Here is a 17,108-nt window from a genome sequence, read left to right on the forward strand (position 1 = left end):
TTTTACTTCATCATAAACTCATCTAATTCAGCAATTCGAGCCTGTTTGTCTGTCGCACTCAAAAATGTTGCTTGAAAGGAATTTTTCACCAATTTATAAATATCTTGCTTACTCAAATTTAAAGCCGATTCTATTTCCTGTAAATTCTCAGCTACATAACCACCAAAATAAGACGGATCGTCAGAATTAACTGTCACGCACAATCCCATGTCTAATAATTGTTTGATGTTATGCTTTGACATTGAATCGAAAACACAAAGTTTGATATTAGATAGCGGACAGACAGTCAGAGGAATTTGTTTCTCAATTAAGTATTCTAATAATTTCGGGTCATCGATGCAGCGTACACCGTGATCGATCCGCGATACGCCTAAAAGATTTATGGCTTCCCAAATATATTCTGGTGGTCCTTCCTCGCCTGCATGAGCAACGGTACGAAATCCCTCTTCTCGGGCTTTATCAAATACTTTTTGAAACTTTGAAGGTGGATTTCCTACTTCTGAAGAATCCAAACCTACTGCTGGAATTGTATCTTTATAAGGTAAAGCTTGCTCTAAAGCTTCCATTGCTGATTCAGCGCTTAAATGTCTTAGAAAACAGAGAATCAAATAAGAAGAAATGCCGAGTTCTTGTTGTGCTTCCTGTAAGGCACGATAAACTCCTCGATGAACTGTTTCAAACGAAACTCCTCTAGAAGTATGACCTTGAGGATCGAAAAAGATTTCCGTGTGACGCACGTTTTGGGCAGACGCTTTTTGCATATATGCCCAAGTTAGATCGTAAAAATCTTGCTCTGTTTGCAATACGCTCATTCCTGCATAGTAGAGATCCAAAAATGATTGCAGATTTTGAAAGTTGTAAGCAGCACGAATTTCTTCTACCGATTTGTAGGGTAGTTGAATGTTGTTGCGATCGGCTAATACAAACATCATTTCTGGTTCGAGGGAACCTTCAATATGTATGTGTAACTCGGCTTTAGGAATCTGGCAAAAGAATGAATTCATCTTTAGAGAGTCAGTAGTTGCGTGTAGAGACGTTACATGTAACGTCTCTACATATAAATATAAAATTTATTCAGATGTACCGAAGCGCAATGTCATAAAGACAAATCGAATTATGAAAACTGCGGCTAAAATCCAAGTTGCAATTGTCACTTCATGGGCTTTGCCTTGCAGTGCTTTGGCAATTGGATAGGTGATAAAACCAACTGACAACCCAGTGGCAATTGAGTAGGCAAGGGGCATAAATAGAATTGTCAAAAATGCTGGAATAGCTTCAGCTACGTCACCCCAGCGAATATCTGATACACCTGTCATCATTAACACGCCTGTAATGACTAGGGCTGGTGTAGTAGCGTAGGCGGGAATTGCCTCGAATACAGGAACTAAGAAGATCGCCAGGATAAATAATACGCCTACAACTGCCGCTGTGAAACCCGTGCGCCCCCCTTCCGATACGCCTGCGGCTGATTCTGCATAGGTGGTGACTGTAGACGTACCAATCAGCGCCCCAGCTGTTGTTCCTACTGCATCAGCAAATAGTGCTTGATTGACTCGCGGTAGTTTTCCATCCTCCTTAATGTATCCTGCCTTCATGCCGACTCCAGACAGAGTACCAACTGTATCGAAAATATCGACAAACAAGAACACCAAAAGTACAGCAATAAAGTCGAGAAAATTGTTAGCAGTTAATCGCGATAAACCGAAAATGCCTTGTCCGATGAGATCTGTTGGTAAAGTAGGGATCTGGAAAATTCCTTTGGGCGGGGGTGTAACGCCTAAAATCCAACCAAGTAAGGCGGTGGCGAGTACTCCCCAGAGTAATGCCCCCTTAACGCGGCGCACTAAAAAAGCTGTAGTAATAATAATTCCAGCAACAGCTAGCAGAGTATTAGGTTCTCTGAAGCTGCCGAGGGTTGTTTTTGTCACTTCGCTGGCAATAATTAGCCCAGCACCTCCAGTTTTCGGATCGCCAGATATCCCAATATAGGCAATAAACAAACCAATCCCTACTGATGTTGCTATTTTTAGCGACATGGGAATGGCATTGACAATTTGACTGCGAACGTTGGTGAGGGTGAGGGCGATAAAGATCAATCCTTCGGCAAATACAGCCGCCAGTGCCAAACGCCAATCGATTTTTAGAGTTAAAACGACAGAATAGGCAAAAAAAGCGTTTAATCCCATGCCTGGGGCAAGGGCAAAGGGATAGTTGGCAACAAATGCCATTACCAGCGTTCCAATTGCTGCTGAGACTGCGGTAGCAAAGACTTGTTCGGCAAATAAATCTTTTGGCTGTTGTAGAAAAATCGCGTCCGATAAAATTAAGGGATTGACGACAAGGATGTATGCCATCGTCATAAAGGTCGTCAATCCTGCCAGAGTCTCGATCCGAAAGTTAGTTCTGTACAGGTCAAATTTAAAAAAACGAGCGATCGCTGCTTGCCAACCCGTATACTGTGGCGTAGGTGGTTGTTGTAGTTCTAATCGATCTGTATCGCTGCTCATTCTTTGGCTGTCTCCACCAAGTTATCTTTGCTTATCAATATTGAGGAAGTTACCAGCAAGCGTCAGTCAGGCTTGTTACTCTAACGACATAAAAGCTGTCTTTTGCACCTAAATTTAGTGACTACTGGGTGCATACTGTATGTCGTTGTTCGGTCGGTTTTTTGTGTCAAAAAACACAAACTCTTAACTTGATAAGAAAAGTTAACTGGCGCTGGCTAAAGCTGACGATTGCAGTTAGAGCGCCAGATACTCGAATGTGGCTCAAATTAACCTTCCATCTCAGATACCATTAACAAATCTCAATGTTTCATGGAAATACTTCTTAAGAGAGAGATTGTCTGAAGCGATACAGATTTTTGACAACAGTATTGAATTATTTCCCTAAATATGCTTCCAAAACTTGAGGATGTTGTTGCATTTCCTCTGGGCTACCATGAGCTAAGTTGCGCCCCTCTGCCATGACCCAAACGCGATCGCACAGGGACATAATCACGTCCATGTTGTGTTCGATAATTAAAAATGTCATACCTTCGCGGTTCCAAGTCAGAATGCGATCGCAAATTTGTTCGATCAACTTGGGATTTACCCCTGCCGCAGGTTCGTCTAACAAAATTAACTTGGGTTGCGTCATTAACGCCCTTGCCATTTCCAATAGCTTGCGCTGTCCGCCCGATAGCGCCCCCGCATACTCGTGCGCCATATGCGTTAACCCCACCGATTCTAGCAGAGCCATCGCCTGTTCTCGGAGTATGTGCTGTTCTTTAGCGATCGCCCAAGGTTGAAATTGCAACCGCCAAAAGTTCTCTCCGTCTTGCTTTTGCGCCCCTAGCATCATGTTTTCTAGTACTGTTAGCCGCGAAAGCGTCCGTGCGACTTGAAACGTGCGTACCATACCCTGTAGGGCAATTTGATAGGTTCTCAATTGCTGCACGGGTGCGCCGTCAAAAATTACCCAGCCGCGATCGGGGCGAATAAAATTTGACAGTAAGTTAAATAGAGTTGTCTTACCCGCGCCATTGGGACCAATTAACCCCGTAATACTACCTTTCGCTACTTCTAAATCGGCATTATCTACAGCCTTAATCCCGCCAAAACTTTTGGTAAGACCGCTAGCTGATAATAGTGGCATTGGTTGGGATTGTATATCTTTTGGTTCCATTGAGGTAATGGGTAATGGGTAATGGGTAATGGGTTGTTGGTTGGTCTTAAACAAATGACCAATGACCAATGACCAATGACTACTTTCCAAGTGTCAATTCTTCTTTCTTACCTAATATTCCTTGTGGTCGCCAAATCATCAGTATCATCAGTAGTAAGCCGATAACCATAATCCGAAACGCACTCAGGCGCACGTCATCGAGGGGTACGATTTTGGGCAAGATAAAACGGGTGGCGCTGTCGTAAGCAAAGAAAACAACTGCGCCGAGGATCGTACCGAAGTTGTTACCCGCACCACCTAAGATCACCATAATCCAAGCATCGAAAGTTGTCTGCGGCTGAAAATCATTCGGGTAAACTGAAGTTTGCTGCCATGCATACAAAGCACCAGAAATCCCAGCGATCGCCCCGCCTAACATTAACGCTTGCAATTTATACCAAAAGACGTTTTTTCCTAAAGCGCGGGCAACTTCCTCATCTTCGCGAATTGCTTTTAATACCCTTCCCCAGGGCGATCGCGCTAACACTTCCAACCGCCACACGACCAAAGCTAACACCAACACAGAAATCAGCATCAATCCCGATTTTTCGTAGTCGGTGAAGTTGTATAGTCCAATAGCTCCAGATGCGTAGGGAACAAAAATTAACAGCGTTGCGATGATACCGACAACCAGCCGCCACAATAATTTTAGCAGCGAAAACTTCTGTTTCTCTTGCCCGCTACGTCTGGCTTCTCCCTTAATTACCCATTTCCAAAGTTTCCAGTAACACATACCAACAACTAATGTTAGTAGCCCTACCATGATCCATTTCATCACCGTGTCGGGGTTAAAATCTGTTAAGGGTAGAGGATATCCCTGCAATCCAAAAGCCCCAGGTGTGGGAGTATTAGGAGTTGGCAAATCTTGATTGTTGACTACCAAGCGAATGAGTTCCGATACCCCAATCGTGACAATTGCTAAGTAGTCTTCTCGCAACCTTAGTGTTGATAAACCAATTAACCATCCTAGTAGAGCCGCTACCAAGGCTCCAGCTAGCGTTGCTACGATTAGGGGTACGCCATACATGCTTAACAATACAGTCGTGTATGCTCCCAAAGTCATGAAAGCAACCAGACCAAAGTTAATTAACCCCGTTAAACCCCATTGCAAGTTTAACCCCAAGCTGAACAGGGCAAAAATTGCTGTAGAAACTGTCAGAAACAAGATATAGGCAACCCAACCGATAATTGTTGGATCGTTCATCAGGGCGTTTAAATCTAACATATGCGTTGCTAAACCCGTCGCCACACTAAGGAATGTTTGCTTTTGTGCTAAAAGATTTTAACCCAACAAGGATAGAAGTCAGTAGCGATCGCATCTTTATCTCACCAAGGCTGTTTTCTGCAACAGCTATGAGAAATCAAACTAAAGGGATACACAGCAAGCCCGTCCTCTAGTCAACACTAAAAACTATATAAGACTGCAAAACGCAAGCAACAGCTTCCTTTAAACTAAGACTTGTTATCAGCGCAAACAGTAAGTAGAGAATTGTTATGGATGCTGCGGCACTTTGGCAACGCTATCAAGACTGGCTCTATTATCACGCCGGACTCGGATTTTACGTAGATATCAGTCGGATGCGCTTTGACGATGCATTGGTAGAGGGGTTGCAGCCCAAGTTAGAGAAAGCATTTGCGGATATGGCGGCTTTAGAAGCAGGGGCGATCGCCAATCCTGACGAAAATCGGATGGTAGGACATTACTGGCTGCGCGATCCCGATCTGGCTCCAACTTCAGAAATTAAACAAGAGATTGTTGAATCTGTAGACCAAATTGAAACCTTTGTCCGAAAAATTCATAGCGGCGCAATCCATCCGCCTCAAGCACCCCGCTACACTGATATTATCTCTATTGGTATTGGCGGCTCGGCACTCGGTCCCGAATTTGTCGCTGAAGCTTTGGCTCCTGATTTTCCTCCTCTGGCGATTCACTTCATTGATAACACCGATCCGGCGGGGATCGATCGCGTGTTAACGCGGGTGAGAAATCGTCTCACCAGCACTTTAGTTATTATCATTTCCAAATCTGGAGGCACGCCAGAACCGCGTAACGGCACGATTGAACTCAAAGCAGCCTATGCAAGTCACAATTTGGAATTTACCAAACACGCGATCGCCATCACGACTCCCGATAGCAAACTCGATAGGCAAGCAAAATCAGAAGGCTGGCTAGCCACTTTCCCCATGTTTGACTGGGTGGGGGGACGCACTTCAGAACTGTCCGCCGTCGGCTTGCTACCAGCCGCTTTGCAGGGTATCGACATCCGCGCGATGCTGGCTGGTGCAAAAGAAATGGATGCAGCAACCCGCGTTGCCGATCTCAAAACCAATCCCGCCGCCTTGCTTGCCCTCGGTTGGTATTACTCTGGGAACGGACGCGGTGAAAAAGATATGGTGGTGCTGCCCTATAAAGACAGCCTCTTACTATTTTCCCGTTACTTGCAGCAATTGGTGATGGAATCTCTGGGTAAAGAAAAAGACCTCGATGGTAACATCGTCCACCAAGGAATCGCCGTCTATGGTAACAAAGGTTCGACCGACCAACATGCCTACGTCCAGCAATTGCGCGAAGGCGTACCTAACTTCTTTGCCACCTTTATCGAAGTCTTGGAAGACCGTTCGGGTTCCTCGCCAGAAATCGATCCAGGCGCAACTGCTGGAGATTATCTCTCTGGCTTCCTCCAAGGAACTCGCCAAGCCTTGTATGAAAAACAGCGCGATTCCATTACCATTACCATTCCCCAAGTTAACCCCCACACAGTAGGCGCATTAATTGCCCTTTACGAACGAGCTGTAGGTTTCTATGGTTCGCTAGTGAATATTAACGCCTACCACCAACCAGGCGTAGAAGCAGGGAAAAAAGCAGCCGTCGTGGTGTTAGATTTGCAAAAACAAGTCTTGCAAGTCCTGCAAGAGGCTAAAACTCCTTTATCTCTGGCACAAATTGCCGAGAAAGCTGCAGCAACAGACCAAATTGAGGCAATTTATAAAATTCTGCGCCATCTGCAAGCAAATCGGAGAGAGGTAACGATGCAAGGAGATTTCGCCCATCCTGATAGTTTGACGTTTTCTGCCAATTGAGAATTATAGAGACGTTACATGTAACGTCTCTACAAGTCACATACCATACTTGGTTACATTCTGTTGCTAGCGCAACACTTTTTTACAGAGAGCTGGGTTAGATTGGGAGTAAATCCTTAGTCTAAACGGATCTGGTATGGCTGCTCATCGGGGTATTGAGATCTATCCGCTAGCTTCAATTCAAGGGGGAATGGCTCAGTTTTATACTCCCCAGTCCAGCCACGAGACAATGCTGGTGCAGATTCCGCCGCACACGATTGACGACCTCTTCGTTCACAAATCTCAGACAGACCAAATTTTAGTTGTGAGAGGGCGTTTAGCCCTCGTGACTTTAGAAAATAAGCAATATCGCTACACTCCATTGAGCGATCGCCTGCCTCAAGTTGTTAAAATTCCCCCAGGTGTGCTGCACGGTGCAATTAACTTGGATTCCGAACCATGCACGATCGTTAACGCCGTTCTGCGCCATCGTCCAACGCAACCGCGAGATTATATTCCTCGTCCCCGTCCTTTTCCCTACAATCTCGCGATCGCGGGAGCTAAACTAGCAGAAATGGAGGCTGTAATTATTCAGCAAGCCTTGGGTAGTGTGGGAGTATGACTGATTGGTAGATCCGGCATTTCTTTTATTCGTGCAGCACGGCTGGGCAGATGATAACCGTGCCATGATGCAGCTGGCGCGTCGGTTGGTCACAGATACAATTCCAGTTTTTGCGCCGAGTCTGGGTTACGTTCAAACTTGGGTGAGAATTGAGCCTTTGATTCAGGCAGTGGAAAAGCTGGCTAGCAAACAGATTGCCAAATATCCAGACGTACCGCTGAAGATTATCGGTCATTCAATGGGTGGTTTGATCTGGTTGGAGGTGTTGCACCGTCATCCCGAGTGGTGGTCTAGAATTCACTCGTTGGTTTTGATTGCATCGCCAGTCGGTGGTGCAGATGTGGCACGGGCGATCGATCCTTTAAATTGGGGAATTGGGATTGCTGGCGATCTGGGAAAAAATCGTAAGCCAATTGCAGCCGCGATCGCCTCTATAATTCCCACATTAGTTATTGCCGGAGACATTAATGGTGGTAGCGATGGCACAGTTCCAGTAGAATCTACCAAATTCCAAAATGCTCGGTTTATCTGCTTGCCAGAACTAGCTCATGCCGTCTTGCGAAATTATCCTACGGTTGCCACCATCATTCAAGACTTTTGGATAGATGCTAATGTTGGTGAGGCGATCGTCTATGACGATATCGTACAACGGTTGCAGGCAGTACCAGGAATGACAGACGGTCATCGCCGCGATTTTGAGAAAGCCCAAATTGCGATCGCGCTGCCAAATGGTGCTACTATTCGCACTTGCAAGAACTTATTTGGGATTGATTGTGTCTTTGTTGCCTCTCCTACTGGAGAATGTTTGTATGCAGGCTTTGTTGGTTGGCTGCACGCACCAGATTTACAGAAAGCTCTAGAAGATATTCAGCAAGCATATTAATTGATTAAATGCTGCAATACTCAGTTCACCCAGCTCCTAGATTCATTCGCACTCATTTAAATCGGCTTTTACCGAGTTGGTCGTTGCCAGTTTTATCTGTGGTTGTAGTTTTACAACTGTGTCAATTTGCTTTCTTGGAACGGACAGTTGAGACAGAAATCTATAAGAACGAATTTCGGCAACAATTTCTAGAATTTGGCAGCCAAATCATTGCCCAACTGGGAACAATGGGATACTTAGCAGATATGTTTGACCCACGCACTGGTTTCCCTATGACTTTTCCTCCCGGTCAAGTGCGGTTGAGCGATGTAAAAGTTGTTGGCGCTACCCTGGGCTATACAATCGATCGTAGCGGTCAGTGTGCTGCGATCGTCCATCCAACTTGGGGAAAAGCGGTTTATCCTTCTACACTTGTCTCATCTGCCCAACCAGATGTAGTTGCAGAAATCGTGGCTAACATAGCAGCTAATAGCACGCACTGCGATATTCAACCCGTAGCAGGATCGAGCGATCCAACCGTAGAGGGGCAACCTTTTCCAAATATAAAGCCAGTATAAGAGAGCCAATATAAGAGCGTGCATCTGCGATCGCAGCTTGAGAAAAAATTTATGAAAGCATCCACACAAGGTTCTGGTAAAGAAATTGTACTGCCTTTGGCAACGCTATTTGCTATCTTGGCGACGCTCGGCGTTAACGTCTTGTCAAACTTCTTTCCAGTTCGAGGATTAAATATTGGTGAAATTGCCAATACCATCCTTCAAGGCGTGCAAATTACGCCAGCAAATTATGCTTTTGCTATTTGGGGATTAATTTATCTCGGATTAATTGCATATGGGGTTTATCAGTTTCTTCCGGCACAGCGCCAAAATTCAACTCTGTATCGAGTTGATGTCTTACTAATTATTGCTTGTCTAGCTCAAATTGCTTGGGTATATCTCTTCACGCTACAGCTATTTTGGCTTTCAGTAATAGCAATGCTAGCAATTCTAATCTCCTTAATTGGAGCTTACTTGCAATTAGAAATTGGCAAAAGAGTATCGCGCGAATTCAAATGGCTGGTACACGCTCCATTTAGTATTTATTTAGGTTGGATCTCTGTAGCAACGATTGTTAATATTGCCTCTGCTCTTTATATTTCTAATTGGGATGGTTGGGGCATAAACCCTCTAGGATGGACTGTCATTATGCTGCTTGTTGGTGCAGCGATCGCCTCTGTAGTTGCCCTTCAACGGGCAGATATTGCCTTTACGCTGGTATTTGTTTGGGCATATGTTGCGATCGCAGTTCGTCATTTATCTCTCAATAATCCTGTCATTTCAATAACAGCAATAGTAGCAGCAATTATTCTTGTAGTCTTGTTGGGATTTAGTAAGATGAGATTACATAAGCTCGATTCAAAGTAGAGAAAGTTTTGCTTTTGGAGAGTCTGAAGTTGATAGTCGAAAAATTTTAACTTTTAACTTTTGACTTTTGACTTACTTAAAATGGAGTTTCTACCTGTAGAGTTAGAATCTTTCCAGAGTATGGATGCTCGAAACAAAGTTCTCTCGCGTGTAAGCATAAACGCTCTACTTCGGCGCGACAACCGTACAAGCGATCGCCCAAAATAGGTATTCCTAGCCCTTGGCGATCGGCAGCGTGAACTCTCAGCTGATGAGTTCGTCCTGTTAACGGGAAAAATTGCATTCGAGTGGAATTCTCCGCTCTGGCGATAACCTGGAATTCAGTTATGCTCGGCTTACCCCGTGCATCGACTTTCTGATAAGGGCGATCGCTAGGATCTCCCCAAAGTGATAGTTGAATCGTACCGCTTTCTTGCGTCACGCATCCGCCAAGTACCGCTTCATAAACTTTACGCACTCGCCGCTGTTGAAATTGCTGGCTCAGATGACGATAAGAGGCGCGATCGCGAGTCAGTAGCAAAATACCTGACGTTTCTAGATCGAGGCGATGTGAGGCTGCGATCGCCATTCCATCAGGTAGTAGATGACGTAGACGAGACACGACGCTATCGTAGCGATCGCTATAACGACCAGGAACGGAGAGCAGTCCTGGCGGTTTATTTACAGCAATCAGCCACTCGTCTTCATAAAGAATAGATTTCTTAGTTTGGATGCATAGATCTTGAAGATCTCCCTTAATCCCCCTTGAAAAGGGGGAAACAAAGCCGTCCTTAGCCCCCCTGTCTACAGCAGGTTGGAAGGATCTGACTGCCCCCCCTTCTAAGGGGGGTTGGGGGAATCTCTGCTGTAAACCTGACAACAAAAACCCCATCAACGGCTGACAGCGCTCCGCACAGGCTCCATAGAACTCCCCCTGCATTTTCTCGCCATTAGTCGAAGGCGATCCCCACCAAAACTCTGCCATTGCTAATGGCTTGAGGTTGTGAGTGGCAGCGTAATGCAATAATTTTGGCGCACAACAAGCCCCAGTGCCAGTAGGTAGCGAACCCGCCATCAACTGCTGTAGTGGTAGAGACTCCCCTGCAAAATTGCTCAACCTATAGCTAGCGTGCATCAGTGCTTGCAGCTGCCTAGATAAACTTTTCCGCTGTTGTTTCAACTCATACATTCTCTTATCTGCTTGCTCGATCGCCTGTTGGAGCGGTTGTAACAGACAATCTCGTTGACGCTTAAACAGCTTGCGATCGATCCCATCCTGACGACTTTGTTCGTCTAGTTGCGCTAACACCTCTACTAAAGCAACGCCTGCGAGGGTATCTTGAAATACCTGGCGCTGAAATTGTCGCTGTTGCTTGCGATCGCGATGTAGGATTGTCAGTTGCTGCCAACGGGTTTCAAACTCCTGTGCTAACGCTGCATACTTTTGTCGCTCTGGAATTTGTTGCAAGGCAATTAGCTCTTGTTTCATTGCTGCTAACATATCCAGGGTACGAGCTTCTTCTAAAGCCAGCTCTTTGCCCTCGATCGCCCCCACCCAACCTGTAACCGTGCTACGACCATGCAAAAGCCCAGAAAATGCTTTCAGCACTCGCCGTTCCCCAGCAGCAGTCTCGACAAGCAACACGCCATACATTTTCCCCTCATGGGAATCCCGCGCGTCAGTAGCCAGCTGTTGCATCAACCCAATTGCGATCGCTTCTACAAAAGGAGTGCGGGGTAGTGTCAATAATTTACCCGTCTGGGGACAATAACCTTCATACCAATAACTGACAGGTAAGTCACCAGCAACGCAACCTGAGCTAATAAAATCTGTTGGTAGATGAAGGATCATAATATTGGTAGTTGGTAATTGGTAGTTGGTAATTGCTTCCTTGTCCCCCTTGTCCCCCTTGTCCCCCTCGTCCCCCCTCAGCTCCCTGCTCCCTTTCTTCACTGATAATTGACATGAAATCTCTGTCTCGACTTCCCAGGCAAGATATTGCAGCCAAAATTTTTCATTGGGTAAATATTGTTAGTTTATTCATTATGCTGACCAGCGGACTGCAAATATACAATGCTAATCCCGTATTCGGCGGGCGTGCAGGCTGGCATATTCCGCCAATTTTTACCCTTGGAGGGTGGCTCGCTGGTGGTAGACACTGGCATTTTGCTGCAATGTGGCTGTTTTCGCTCAACTTGGTGTTTTATGGAATTTATATCCTCGTTTCCCGCCGTTGGAAACATCGATTTGTCAGCGATAAAGACATCAAAGCACTGAAATTGAGTCAAAACCAAAAGCGTCGTGCTTATGCATGGCATCGGATTGCTTATACGGCGATCGTTCCCATTTTATTACTTGCTATATTTAGCGGCTTAGGTATGTACAAACCCGCTCAATTTCACTGGATTGTTGATTGTTTTGGCGATTGGCAAGCGTTGCGAATCGTTCACTTCACCACAGTACCAATAGTAGTTATCTTTGCCACAATCCACGCCTTACTAGGACGAAAAGTCGGTGGCGATCGCCTTTTAGAATCGATGTTTTGGTAAGCTTATCTATAATAATATGAATCAGATTCAAATCCCTCGCCAAAGACTATTACGTCGTCACTTTCTCAAACTTTCTGGGCTTTCCAGCGTCAGTTTATTATTAGGTGGATGTGGCACGCCTTTATTTGAAGATATAGTTGGTAAAGTTTCCGAACCATTGAATCAGAAAGTTGAAACTTTAATCTTTAATCCTGACAAACTCGCACCAGAATTTCCAATTAGCGAGATTAAACCAGAAGCATTAATTGTTAACTCATTTAACTTTACTCCCAAAATCGATCCAACCAAATTTCGTCTGGTTGTCGATGGTGCAGTCAATAAATTCCTCAGCCTCAGCATGGCAGACATTCAGCAAATGCCCCTTGCCTCAATGGTGATTCGTCACGTCTGCGTGGAAGGATGGGCGGCGATCGTGCAATGGGGTGGAGTTCGATTGCGAGATATTATTAATCTTGCCCAACCTAAACCCGAGGCAAAATACGTTTATTTTAAATCCGCTGATGGCTACTACGAAAGCTGGGATTTAGCTTCGTGTATGCACCCGCAAACGCTGATGGCATATCAGAAAAACGGGCAACCTTTGCCGATAGATAACGGTGCGCCTTTACGTCTCGCCTCGCCAATTAAACTAGGTTACAAGCAAAGCAAGTGGGTTACTAACATTATTCTTAGCGATCGCCTCCTACCCGTCAAAGGCTACTGGGAAGACCAAGGCTATGAATGGTATGCAGGATTGTAAGTCGTAAGTCGTAGGGGCGGGTTTAGCAAATAAATTGACAACTGAGGCAATAAATCTTTGGTCAAAACCCGCCCGTACAAAAGTTAAAATTTACAACTACCAACCACCAACTACCGATTATCAATGACTAATTACCAAATCCAAGAGTAAAATCTATGGGATGCAATTCAGCACCTTAATGATGAACATTCCTAACTGTACCTGGCAGCGCCCTATTGGTCTGGGCTGGGATAAGCCCTATACTGTCCGTACCGCAAGTAATTTAGATGATGGTCCCTGGCACGGTATGCCTTTAGGGGGCTTTGGTGCGGGTTGTATCGGTCGGTCTTCTAGGGGTGATTTTAATTTGTGGCAGGTGGACGGCGGCGAGCATATTTTTCAGCCGATGCCTGCTTGTCAGTTTAGCGTGTTTGAAAGCGTGTCTGAACGGAGTGCATCTCGTCAGGCTTACGCTTTGTGTACGGAAGCACCTGAAGATGGATTGCAGAATTGGCAGTGGTATCCCTCTAGAGGCGAACAACACGCCCATACAGGCACGTATCATGCGTTGTATCCTCGTAGCTGGTTTGTCTATGAGGGTGTGTTTCAATCTCAGTTAACCTGCGAACAGTTTTCGCCAATTTGGGCAAATAACTATCAGGAAAGCAGCTATCCAGTGGGTGTATTTGTCTGGACTGCCCACAATCCTACTAATGCCCCTATAACTCTGAGTATTATGCTGTCCTGGCAGAATATGACAGGCTGGTTTACCAATGCTAGTAAATCTTCAGAAGTAAAAATTAGAGATGATGGTAGCCCCGTGTATGAATATAAATCGCGCTGGGGAGAAAGCCAGGGAAATTTTAATCGGTTGGTGGAAGATTCCAAGTCTGTCGGATGCTTATTAGGGCGAGACAATAGCGAGGATGCAGAAGAAGGAGATGGACAGTGGTGCATTGCTACGGCAAAACAGCCTGGTGTAGAAGTCTTTCATCATACCCGTTGGAATCCTGTCGGTACGGGAGAAGATATCTGGACAGACTTTGCTGAATTTGGTGCTTTACCTAACTTACAAGATGAGACACCAGCTATAGAGGGAGAACAAATTGCAGGTGCGATCGCCATTCGTTTTACACTTCAACCAGGGGAAACTCGCACGATTCCCTTTGTCTTAACTTGGGATTTTCCCGTTACGGAATTTGCTGCTGGGGTCAAATATTATCGTCGCTATACAGATTTTTTCGATCGCACGGGTAAAAATGCTTGGGCGATCGCGCGTACAGCTTTACATTCGGATCGAACTTGGCAATCTCAGATTCAAGCTTGGCAGCAACCAATTCTAAATAAAACCGATCTGCCAAATTGGTTCAAAATGGCATTGTTTAACGAACTTTACGATCTTACCAGCGGTGGGACGCTGTGGAGTGCGGCGACAGAGCGCGATCCGATCGGTCAGTTTGCCATTTTAGAATGTATTGATTATCGCTGGTATGAAAGCCTTGACGTGCGGCTTTACGGTTCGTTTGCTCTATTAATTTTATTTCCAGAGTTGGAGAAGGCTGTAATGCGTGCTTTTGCACGGGCTATTCCTGCTAGTGACAACCATCGTCGCCTCATTGGATATTACCTGACTATTGGGGCGGAAATGCCCCTCGCACCGCGTAAAGTTGCTGGTGCAACACCTCACGATTTAGGCGCACCCAACGAACACGTTTGGGAAAAAACAAATTACACGGCATATCAAGATTGCAATTTGTGGAAGGATTTACCCAGCGATTTTGTCTTGCAGGTATATCGAGACTATTTACTGACAGGTGCGACTGATGTAGAGTTTTTAGCATCATGTTGGGAGGCGATCGTTCAAGCCCTCAATTATTTGAAAACTTTCGATAAAGATGGCGATGGAATTCCTGAAAATTCTGGTGCGCCAGATCAAACTTTTGATGATTGGAAGTTGCAGGGTGTTAGTGCTTATTGTGGGGGATTGTGGTTGGCGGCTTTAGAAGCCGCGATCGCCATTGGTAAAATTTTACTTAACAATGTAGAGACGTTACATGTAACGTCTCTACAAGAAACGATCGACACTTATCAATCTTGGTTATCGCGATCGCGTCCTATCTACCAAGAAAAACTTTGGAACGGACAATATTATCGCTTAGATAGCAATAGCGGTTCTGATGTCGTGATGGCAGATCAACTCTGCGGACAATTTTACGCTCGTTTATTAAAACTACCTGACATTGTACCGCAAGAATGTGCTTTATCTGCACTCAAAACTATATACGATGCTTGCTTTTTGAAATTTCATCAGGGAAAATTTGGGGCGGCGAACGGTTTAAAACTGAATGGTTCTCCTGAAAACCCTAATGCTACCCATCCATTAGAAGTATGGACGGGAATTAATTTTGGATTGGCGGCTTTTCTCTTGCAAATGGGAATGAAAGCTGAGGCACTACAATTAACAGAAACAGTTGTCAATCAAATCTATGAAAATGGTTTGCAATTCCGTACTCCAGAAGCAATTACATCTGTTGGTACTTTTCGGGCAAGCTATTATTTACGGGCAATGGCAATTTGGGCAATTTATGGCGTGTGGTTTGATTTTTAGTTATTTAGCAATTTACCGTCTTTTGCTTTTGTCAATCGCTTGAATTTATTTGATGTCTTCTTAGCAAATGCTTTTTATCAGTAGTTGTTGCTGCACGTCCCTGTTGCTTTAACAGTTGAATGGAATACAAGGTAGCAATAACTTGAATCGTTCCCATTGTGATAAATAAAGTATTGAAAGACAACCAATTAACAATTATTCCCCCAAGCACTACAGCAAGACCAGTCATGACTTTTGATTGTCCGTCAGCCATGCCCCAAATTTGTCCTGCCTTTCCTCGATCTTCATATTGTGCATATAAAGCATTCCAGGTAGGAGTTGCTAAAGCGGAAGCAATTCCCAACCCTACTTGAACGATAAACAAACTTAGTTGAGAAGATACGAATAGATAGCAAAATGTGAAAATGGCATTTAAAGCATAGCCAATTATCATGAGTTTGGCTTTATTTATATTCCGGTCTGATAGCTTTCCAACTATGATAGTAAAAATTCCTGTAGCAACCAGATATGTAGCCCAAATTCCGCTAATATCAAGAATGTTGCCTCCAATTTTTTGAGTGAATAAACCAAAAATTGGAGCAAACATTCCTTCGCCCAAATACCAAATATTGCTACTGTAAAGTAGAATTTTGAGATTTTTTTGAAGCATAAAAAATAAAGCAACGACTTAATGAACTGAGTATATTTTATGCAGTCATTAGTCTATGTTGACGGTCGTAGTAGGTATTAAGTACGGAATCAAGCCGTTCTTTTCCAGCAGCAACAGCATTCACTTTGTCTACAAATTTACTTGAAATAAACTTTCTTAATGGCTGTTCGACGCAATTGAAATGGGGCATGACTTCAGCAACTTGTCTATCCCATTCTGGGTATAGTAACAAAAAATCATCAGGCATAACTTTAGTTTTGGTGATACCTGGCTCTGGAAAGCATTCAAAAGGTTTGTCTAAATTAAAACAGGCATAGTGATCGGTTAATTCTTCACCAGAATAAATGTCTCTAGGAGCTATTTCAAAGTCATAAGCTGTAGAGATGCAGTTGGCATAAAAACTATGATTGATATATCTACCAATGTCCCAACATAGTATGTAGTCACCGTTTCTTCCTCGAAAAGAATATTTAAATATGTGCTTTTGTTGAAGTTGGTCTAGAGATAATATATATGCCTCATCAAATTGCCGATCTAATTCATCTAATACCCACACTATTGTTCCTTTAGGAATAAACTTGGTAGCAAATACACCGTAACCAATAATTTTATTCACAAAACGTAGCTCTGTGTCTGGATGAATCATAAAGTTTCAATGCATAGCAATGCGTAATTTTTTATCATAATTATTTTCGCAGTATACCTCAATTTAAGCTTTTTTTAATATTTCTACATAGTAACGATATAAACGTTGGTAATTATACTCTCATTTAGATATAATATATAACTCAGTCCAACATCGGTTAGTTTTAATTACAGCTATTTCAAATCAGCATTTAAGATCGAGTATCTTATTCTACAGTTATCATAAACAATTCACGAATATCAAACAGTTTCGCCGCAGTTATAAAGCAATTATTCGTAAAGCGCT

Annotated in this window: 15 protein-coding genes; 8 read left to right on the forward strand and 7 right to left on the reverse strand. The window is 44.1% G+C overall.

The annotated features are described in order from the left end of the window. Positions 1-2: 2 nt before the first annotated feature. The 4 genes from H6G17_RS05145 to H6G17_RS05160 form a co-directional block, all read right to left on the reverse strand. On the reverse strand, positions 3-1,004 hold the full coding sequence (locus tag H6G17_RS05145; RefSeq protein WP_192154794.1) for an adenosine deaminase: 1,002 nt from the start codon (positions 1,002-1,004) through the stop codon (positions 3-5). A 66-nt stretch (positions 1,005-1,070) separates the two neighbouring features. Then, entirely contained in the window at positions 1,071-2,507 is a 1,437-nt protein-coding gene (locus H6G17_RS05150; protein WP_192154795.1) for an NCS2 family permease, read from the reverse strand. 373 nt (positions 2,508-2,880) lie between these two features. Further along, positions 2,881-3,666, reverse strand: coding sequence for an ABC transporter ATP-binding protein (locus H6G17_RS05155; protein ID WP_192155112.1), 786 nt, complete (start codon positions 3,664-3,666; stop codon positions 2,881-2,883). A 79-nt stretch (positions 3,667-3,745) separates the two neighbouring features. After that, entirely contained in the window at positions 3,746-4,930 is a 1,185-nt protein-coding gene (locus tag H6G17_RS05160; RefSeq protein ID WP_192154797.1) for a branched-chain amino acid ABC transporter permease, read from the reverse strand. A 269-nt stretch (positions 4,931-5,199) separates the two neighbouring features. On the opposite strand from H6G17_RS05160, the gene H6G17_RS05165 reads away from it, so the two are divergent. From H6G17_RS05165 to H6G17_RS05185, 5 genes are all read left to right on the forward strand, one after another. Further along, complete coding sequence (locus H6G17_RS05165) at positions 5,200-6,786, forward strand: glucose-6-phosphate isomerase (RefSeq protein ID WP_192154799.1); 1,587 nt, start codon at positions 5,200-5,202, stop codon at positions 6,784-6,786. 136 nt (positions 6,787-6,922) lie between these two features. Then, positions 6,923-7,387 (forward strand): cupin, encoded by a 465-nt coding sequence (locus tag H6G17_RS05170; protein ID WP_015156916.1) that lies wholly within the window; start codon positions 6,923-6,925, stop codon positions 7,385-7,387. A gap of 4 nt (positions 7,388-7,391) precedes the next feature. Further along, entirely contained in the window at positions 7,392-8,270 is an 879-nt protein-coding gene (locus tag H6G17_RS05175) for an alpha/beta hydrolase (RefSeq protein WP_192154801.1), read from the forward strand. 8 nt (positions 8,271-8,278) lie between these two features. Further along, positions 8,279-8,827 (forward strand): methylmalonic aciduria and homocystinuria type D protein, encoded by a 549-nt coding sequence (locus H6G17_RS05180; RefSeq protein ID WP_192154803.1) that lies wholly within the window; start codon positions 8,279-8,281, stop codon positions 8,825-8,827. Positions 8,828-8,878: 51 nt separating this feature from the next. Continuing rightward, positions 8,879-9,673 (forward strand): tryptophan-rich sensory protein, encoded by a 795-nt coding sequence (locus H6G17_RS05185; RefSeq protein ID WP_192154805.1) that lies wholly within the window; start codon positions 8,879-8,881, stop codon positions 9,671-9,673. Between the two features lie 76 nt (positions 9,674-9,749). Here H6G17_RS05185 and H6G17_RS05190 read toward each other — a convergent pair whose 3' ends face one another. Beyond that, positions 9,750-11,507, reverse strand: a complete 1,758-nt coding sequence (locus H6G17_RS05190) for a pseudouridine synthase (protein ID WP_192155115.1) — start codon at positions 11,505-11,507, stop codon at positions 9,750-9,752. A 110-nt stretch (positions 11,508-11,617) separates the two neighbouring features. Here H6G17_RS05190 and H6G17_RS05195 point away from each other — a divergent pair, with 110 nt between their 5' ends. From H6G17_RS05195 to H6G17_RS05205, 3 genes are all read left to right on the forward strand, one after another. Then, positions 11,618-12,202 carry a cytochrome b/b6 domain-containing protein gene (locus tag H6G17_RS05195; RefSeq protein WP_192154807.1) on the forward strand — a complete coding sequence of 195 codons (585 nt, stop codon included), beginning with the start codon at positions 11,618-11,620 and terminating at the stop codon, positions 12,200-12,202. Positions 12,203-12,218: 16 nt separating this feature from the next. Continuing rightward, positions 12,219-12,941: a molybdopterin-dependent oxidoreductase gene (locus H6G17_RS05200; RefSeq protein WP_192154809.1), complete on the forward strand. Its 723-nt coding sequence runs from the start codon at positions 12,219-12,221 to the stop codon at positions 12,939-12,941. 160 nt (positions 12,942-13,101) lie between these two features. Further along, the gene (locus H6G17_RS05205; RefSeq protein ID WP_192154811.1) at positions 13,102-15,528 is read left to right on the forward strand and encodes a GH116 family glycosyl hydrolase; all 2,427 of its coding nucleotides are present in this window, start codon (positions 13,102-13,104) and stop codon (positions 15,526-15,528) included. A gap of 31 nt (positions 15,529-15,559) precedes the next feature. On the opposite strand, the gene H6G17_RS05210 is transcribed toward H6G17_RS05205, so the two are convergent. Both H6G17_RS05210 and H6G17_RS05215 read right to left on the reverse strand, forming a co-directional pair. Further along, positions 15,560-16,177, reverse strand: a complete 618-nt coding sequence (locus tag H6G17_RS05210) for an MFS transporter (RefSeq protein WP_192154813.1) — start codon at positions 16,175-16,177, stop codon at positions 15,560-15,562. Positions 16,178-16,214: 37 nt separating this feature from the next. Then, positions 16,215-16,823 (reverse strand): SET domain-containing protein, encoded by a 609-nt coding sequence (locus tag H6G17_RS05215; RefSeq protein WP_192154815.1) that lies wholly within the window; start codon positions 16,821-16,823, stop codon positions 16,215-16,217. Positions 16,824-17,108 lie beyond the last annotated feature (285 nt).

This window comes from Chroococcidiopsis sp. [FACHB-1243], from assembly GCF_014696895.1.
In the GTDB taxonomy this organism is placed as follows: Bacteria; Cyanobacteriota; Cyanobacteriia; order Cyanobacteriales; family Chroococcidiopsidaceae; genus Chroococcidiopsis.

Coding starts and splice junctions, on each gene's coding strand:
- H6G17_RS05155 (WP_192155112.1), bottom strand. CDS start 3,666: ATGGAACCAAAAGATATACAATCCCAACCAATGCCACTATTATCAGCT.
- H6G17_RS05180 (WP_192154803.1), top strand. CDS start 8,279: ATGCTGCAATACTCAGTTCACCCAGCTCCTAGATTCATTCGCACTCAT.
- H6G17_RS05160 (WP_192154797.1), bottom strand. CDS start 4,930: ATGTTAGATTTAAACGCCCTGATGAACGATCCAACAATTATCGGTTGG.
- H6G17_RS05200 (WP_192154809.1), top strand. CDS start 12,219: ATGAATCAGATTCAAATCCCTCGCCAAAGACTATTACGTCGTCACTTT.
- H6G17_RS05145 (WP_192154794.1), bottom strand. CDS start 1,004: ATGAATTCATTCTTTTGCCAGATTCCTAAAGCCGAGTTACACATACAT.
- H6G17_RS05205 (WP_192154811.1), top strand. CDS start 13,102: ATGCAATTCAGCACCTTAATGATGAACATTCCTAACTGTACCTGGCAG.
- H6G17_RS05215 (WP_192154815.1), bottom strand. CDS start 16,823: ATGATTCATCCAGACACAGAGCTACGTTTTGTGAATAAAATTATTGGT.
- H6G17_RS05150 (WP_192154795.1), bottom strand. CDS start 2,507: ATGAGCAGCGATACAGATCGATTAGAACTACAACAACCACCTACGCCA.
- H6G17_RS05210 (WP_192154813.1), bottom strand. CDS start 16,177: ATGCTTCAAAAAAATCTCAAAATTCTACTTTACAGTAGCAATATTTGG.
- H6G17_RS05185 (WP_192154805.1), top strand. CDS start 8,879: ATGAAAGCATCCACACAAGGTTCTGGTAAAGAAATTGTACTGCCTTTG.
- H6G17_RS05195 (WP_192154807.1), top strand. CDS start 11,618: ATGAAATCTCTGTCTCGACTTCCCAGGCAAGATATTGCAGCCAAAATT.
- H6G17_RS05170 (WP_015156916.1), top strand. CDS start 6,923: ATGGCTGCTCATCGGGGTATTGAGATCTATCCGCTAGCTTCAATTCAA.
- H6G17_RS05165 (WP_192154799.1), top strand. CDS start 5,200: ATGGATGCTGCGGCACTTTGGCAACGCTATCAAGACTGGCTCTATTAT.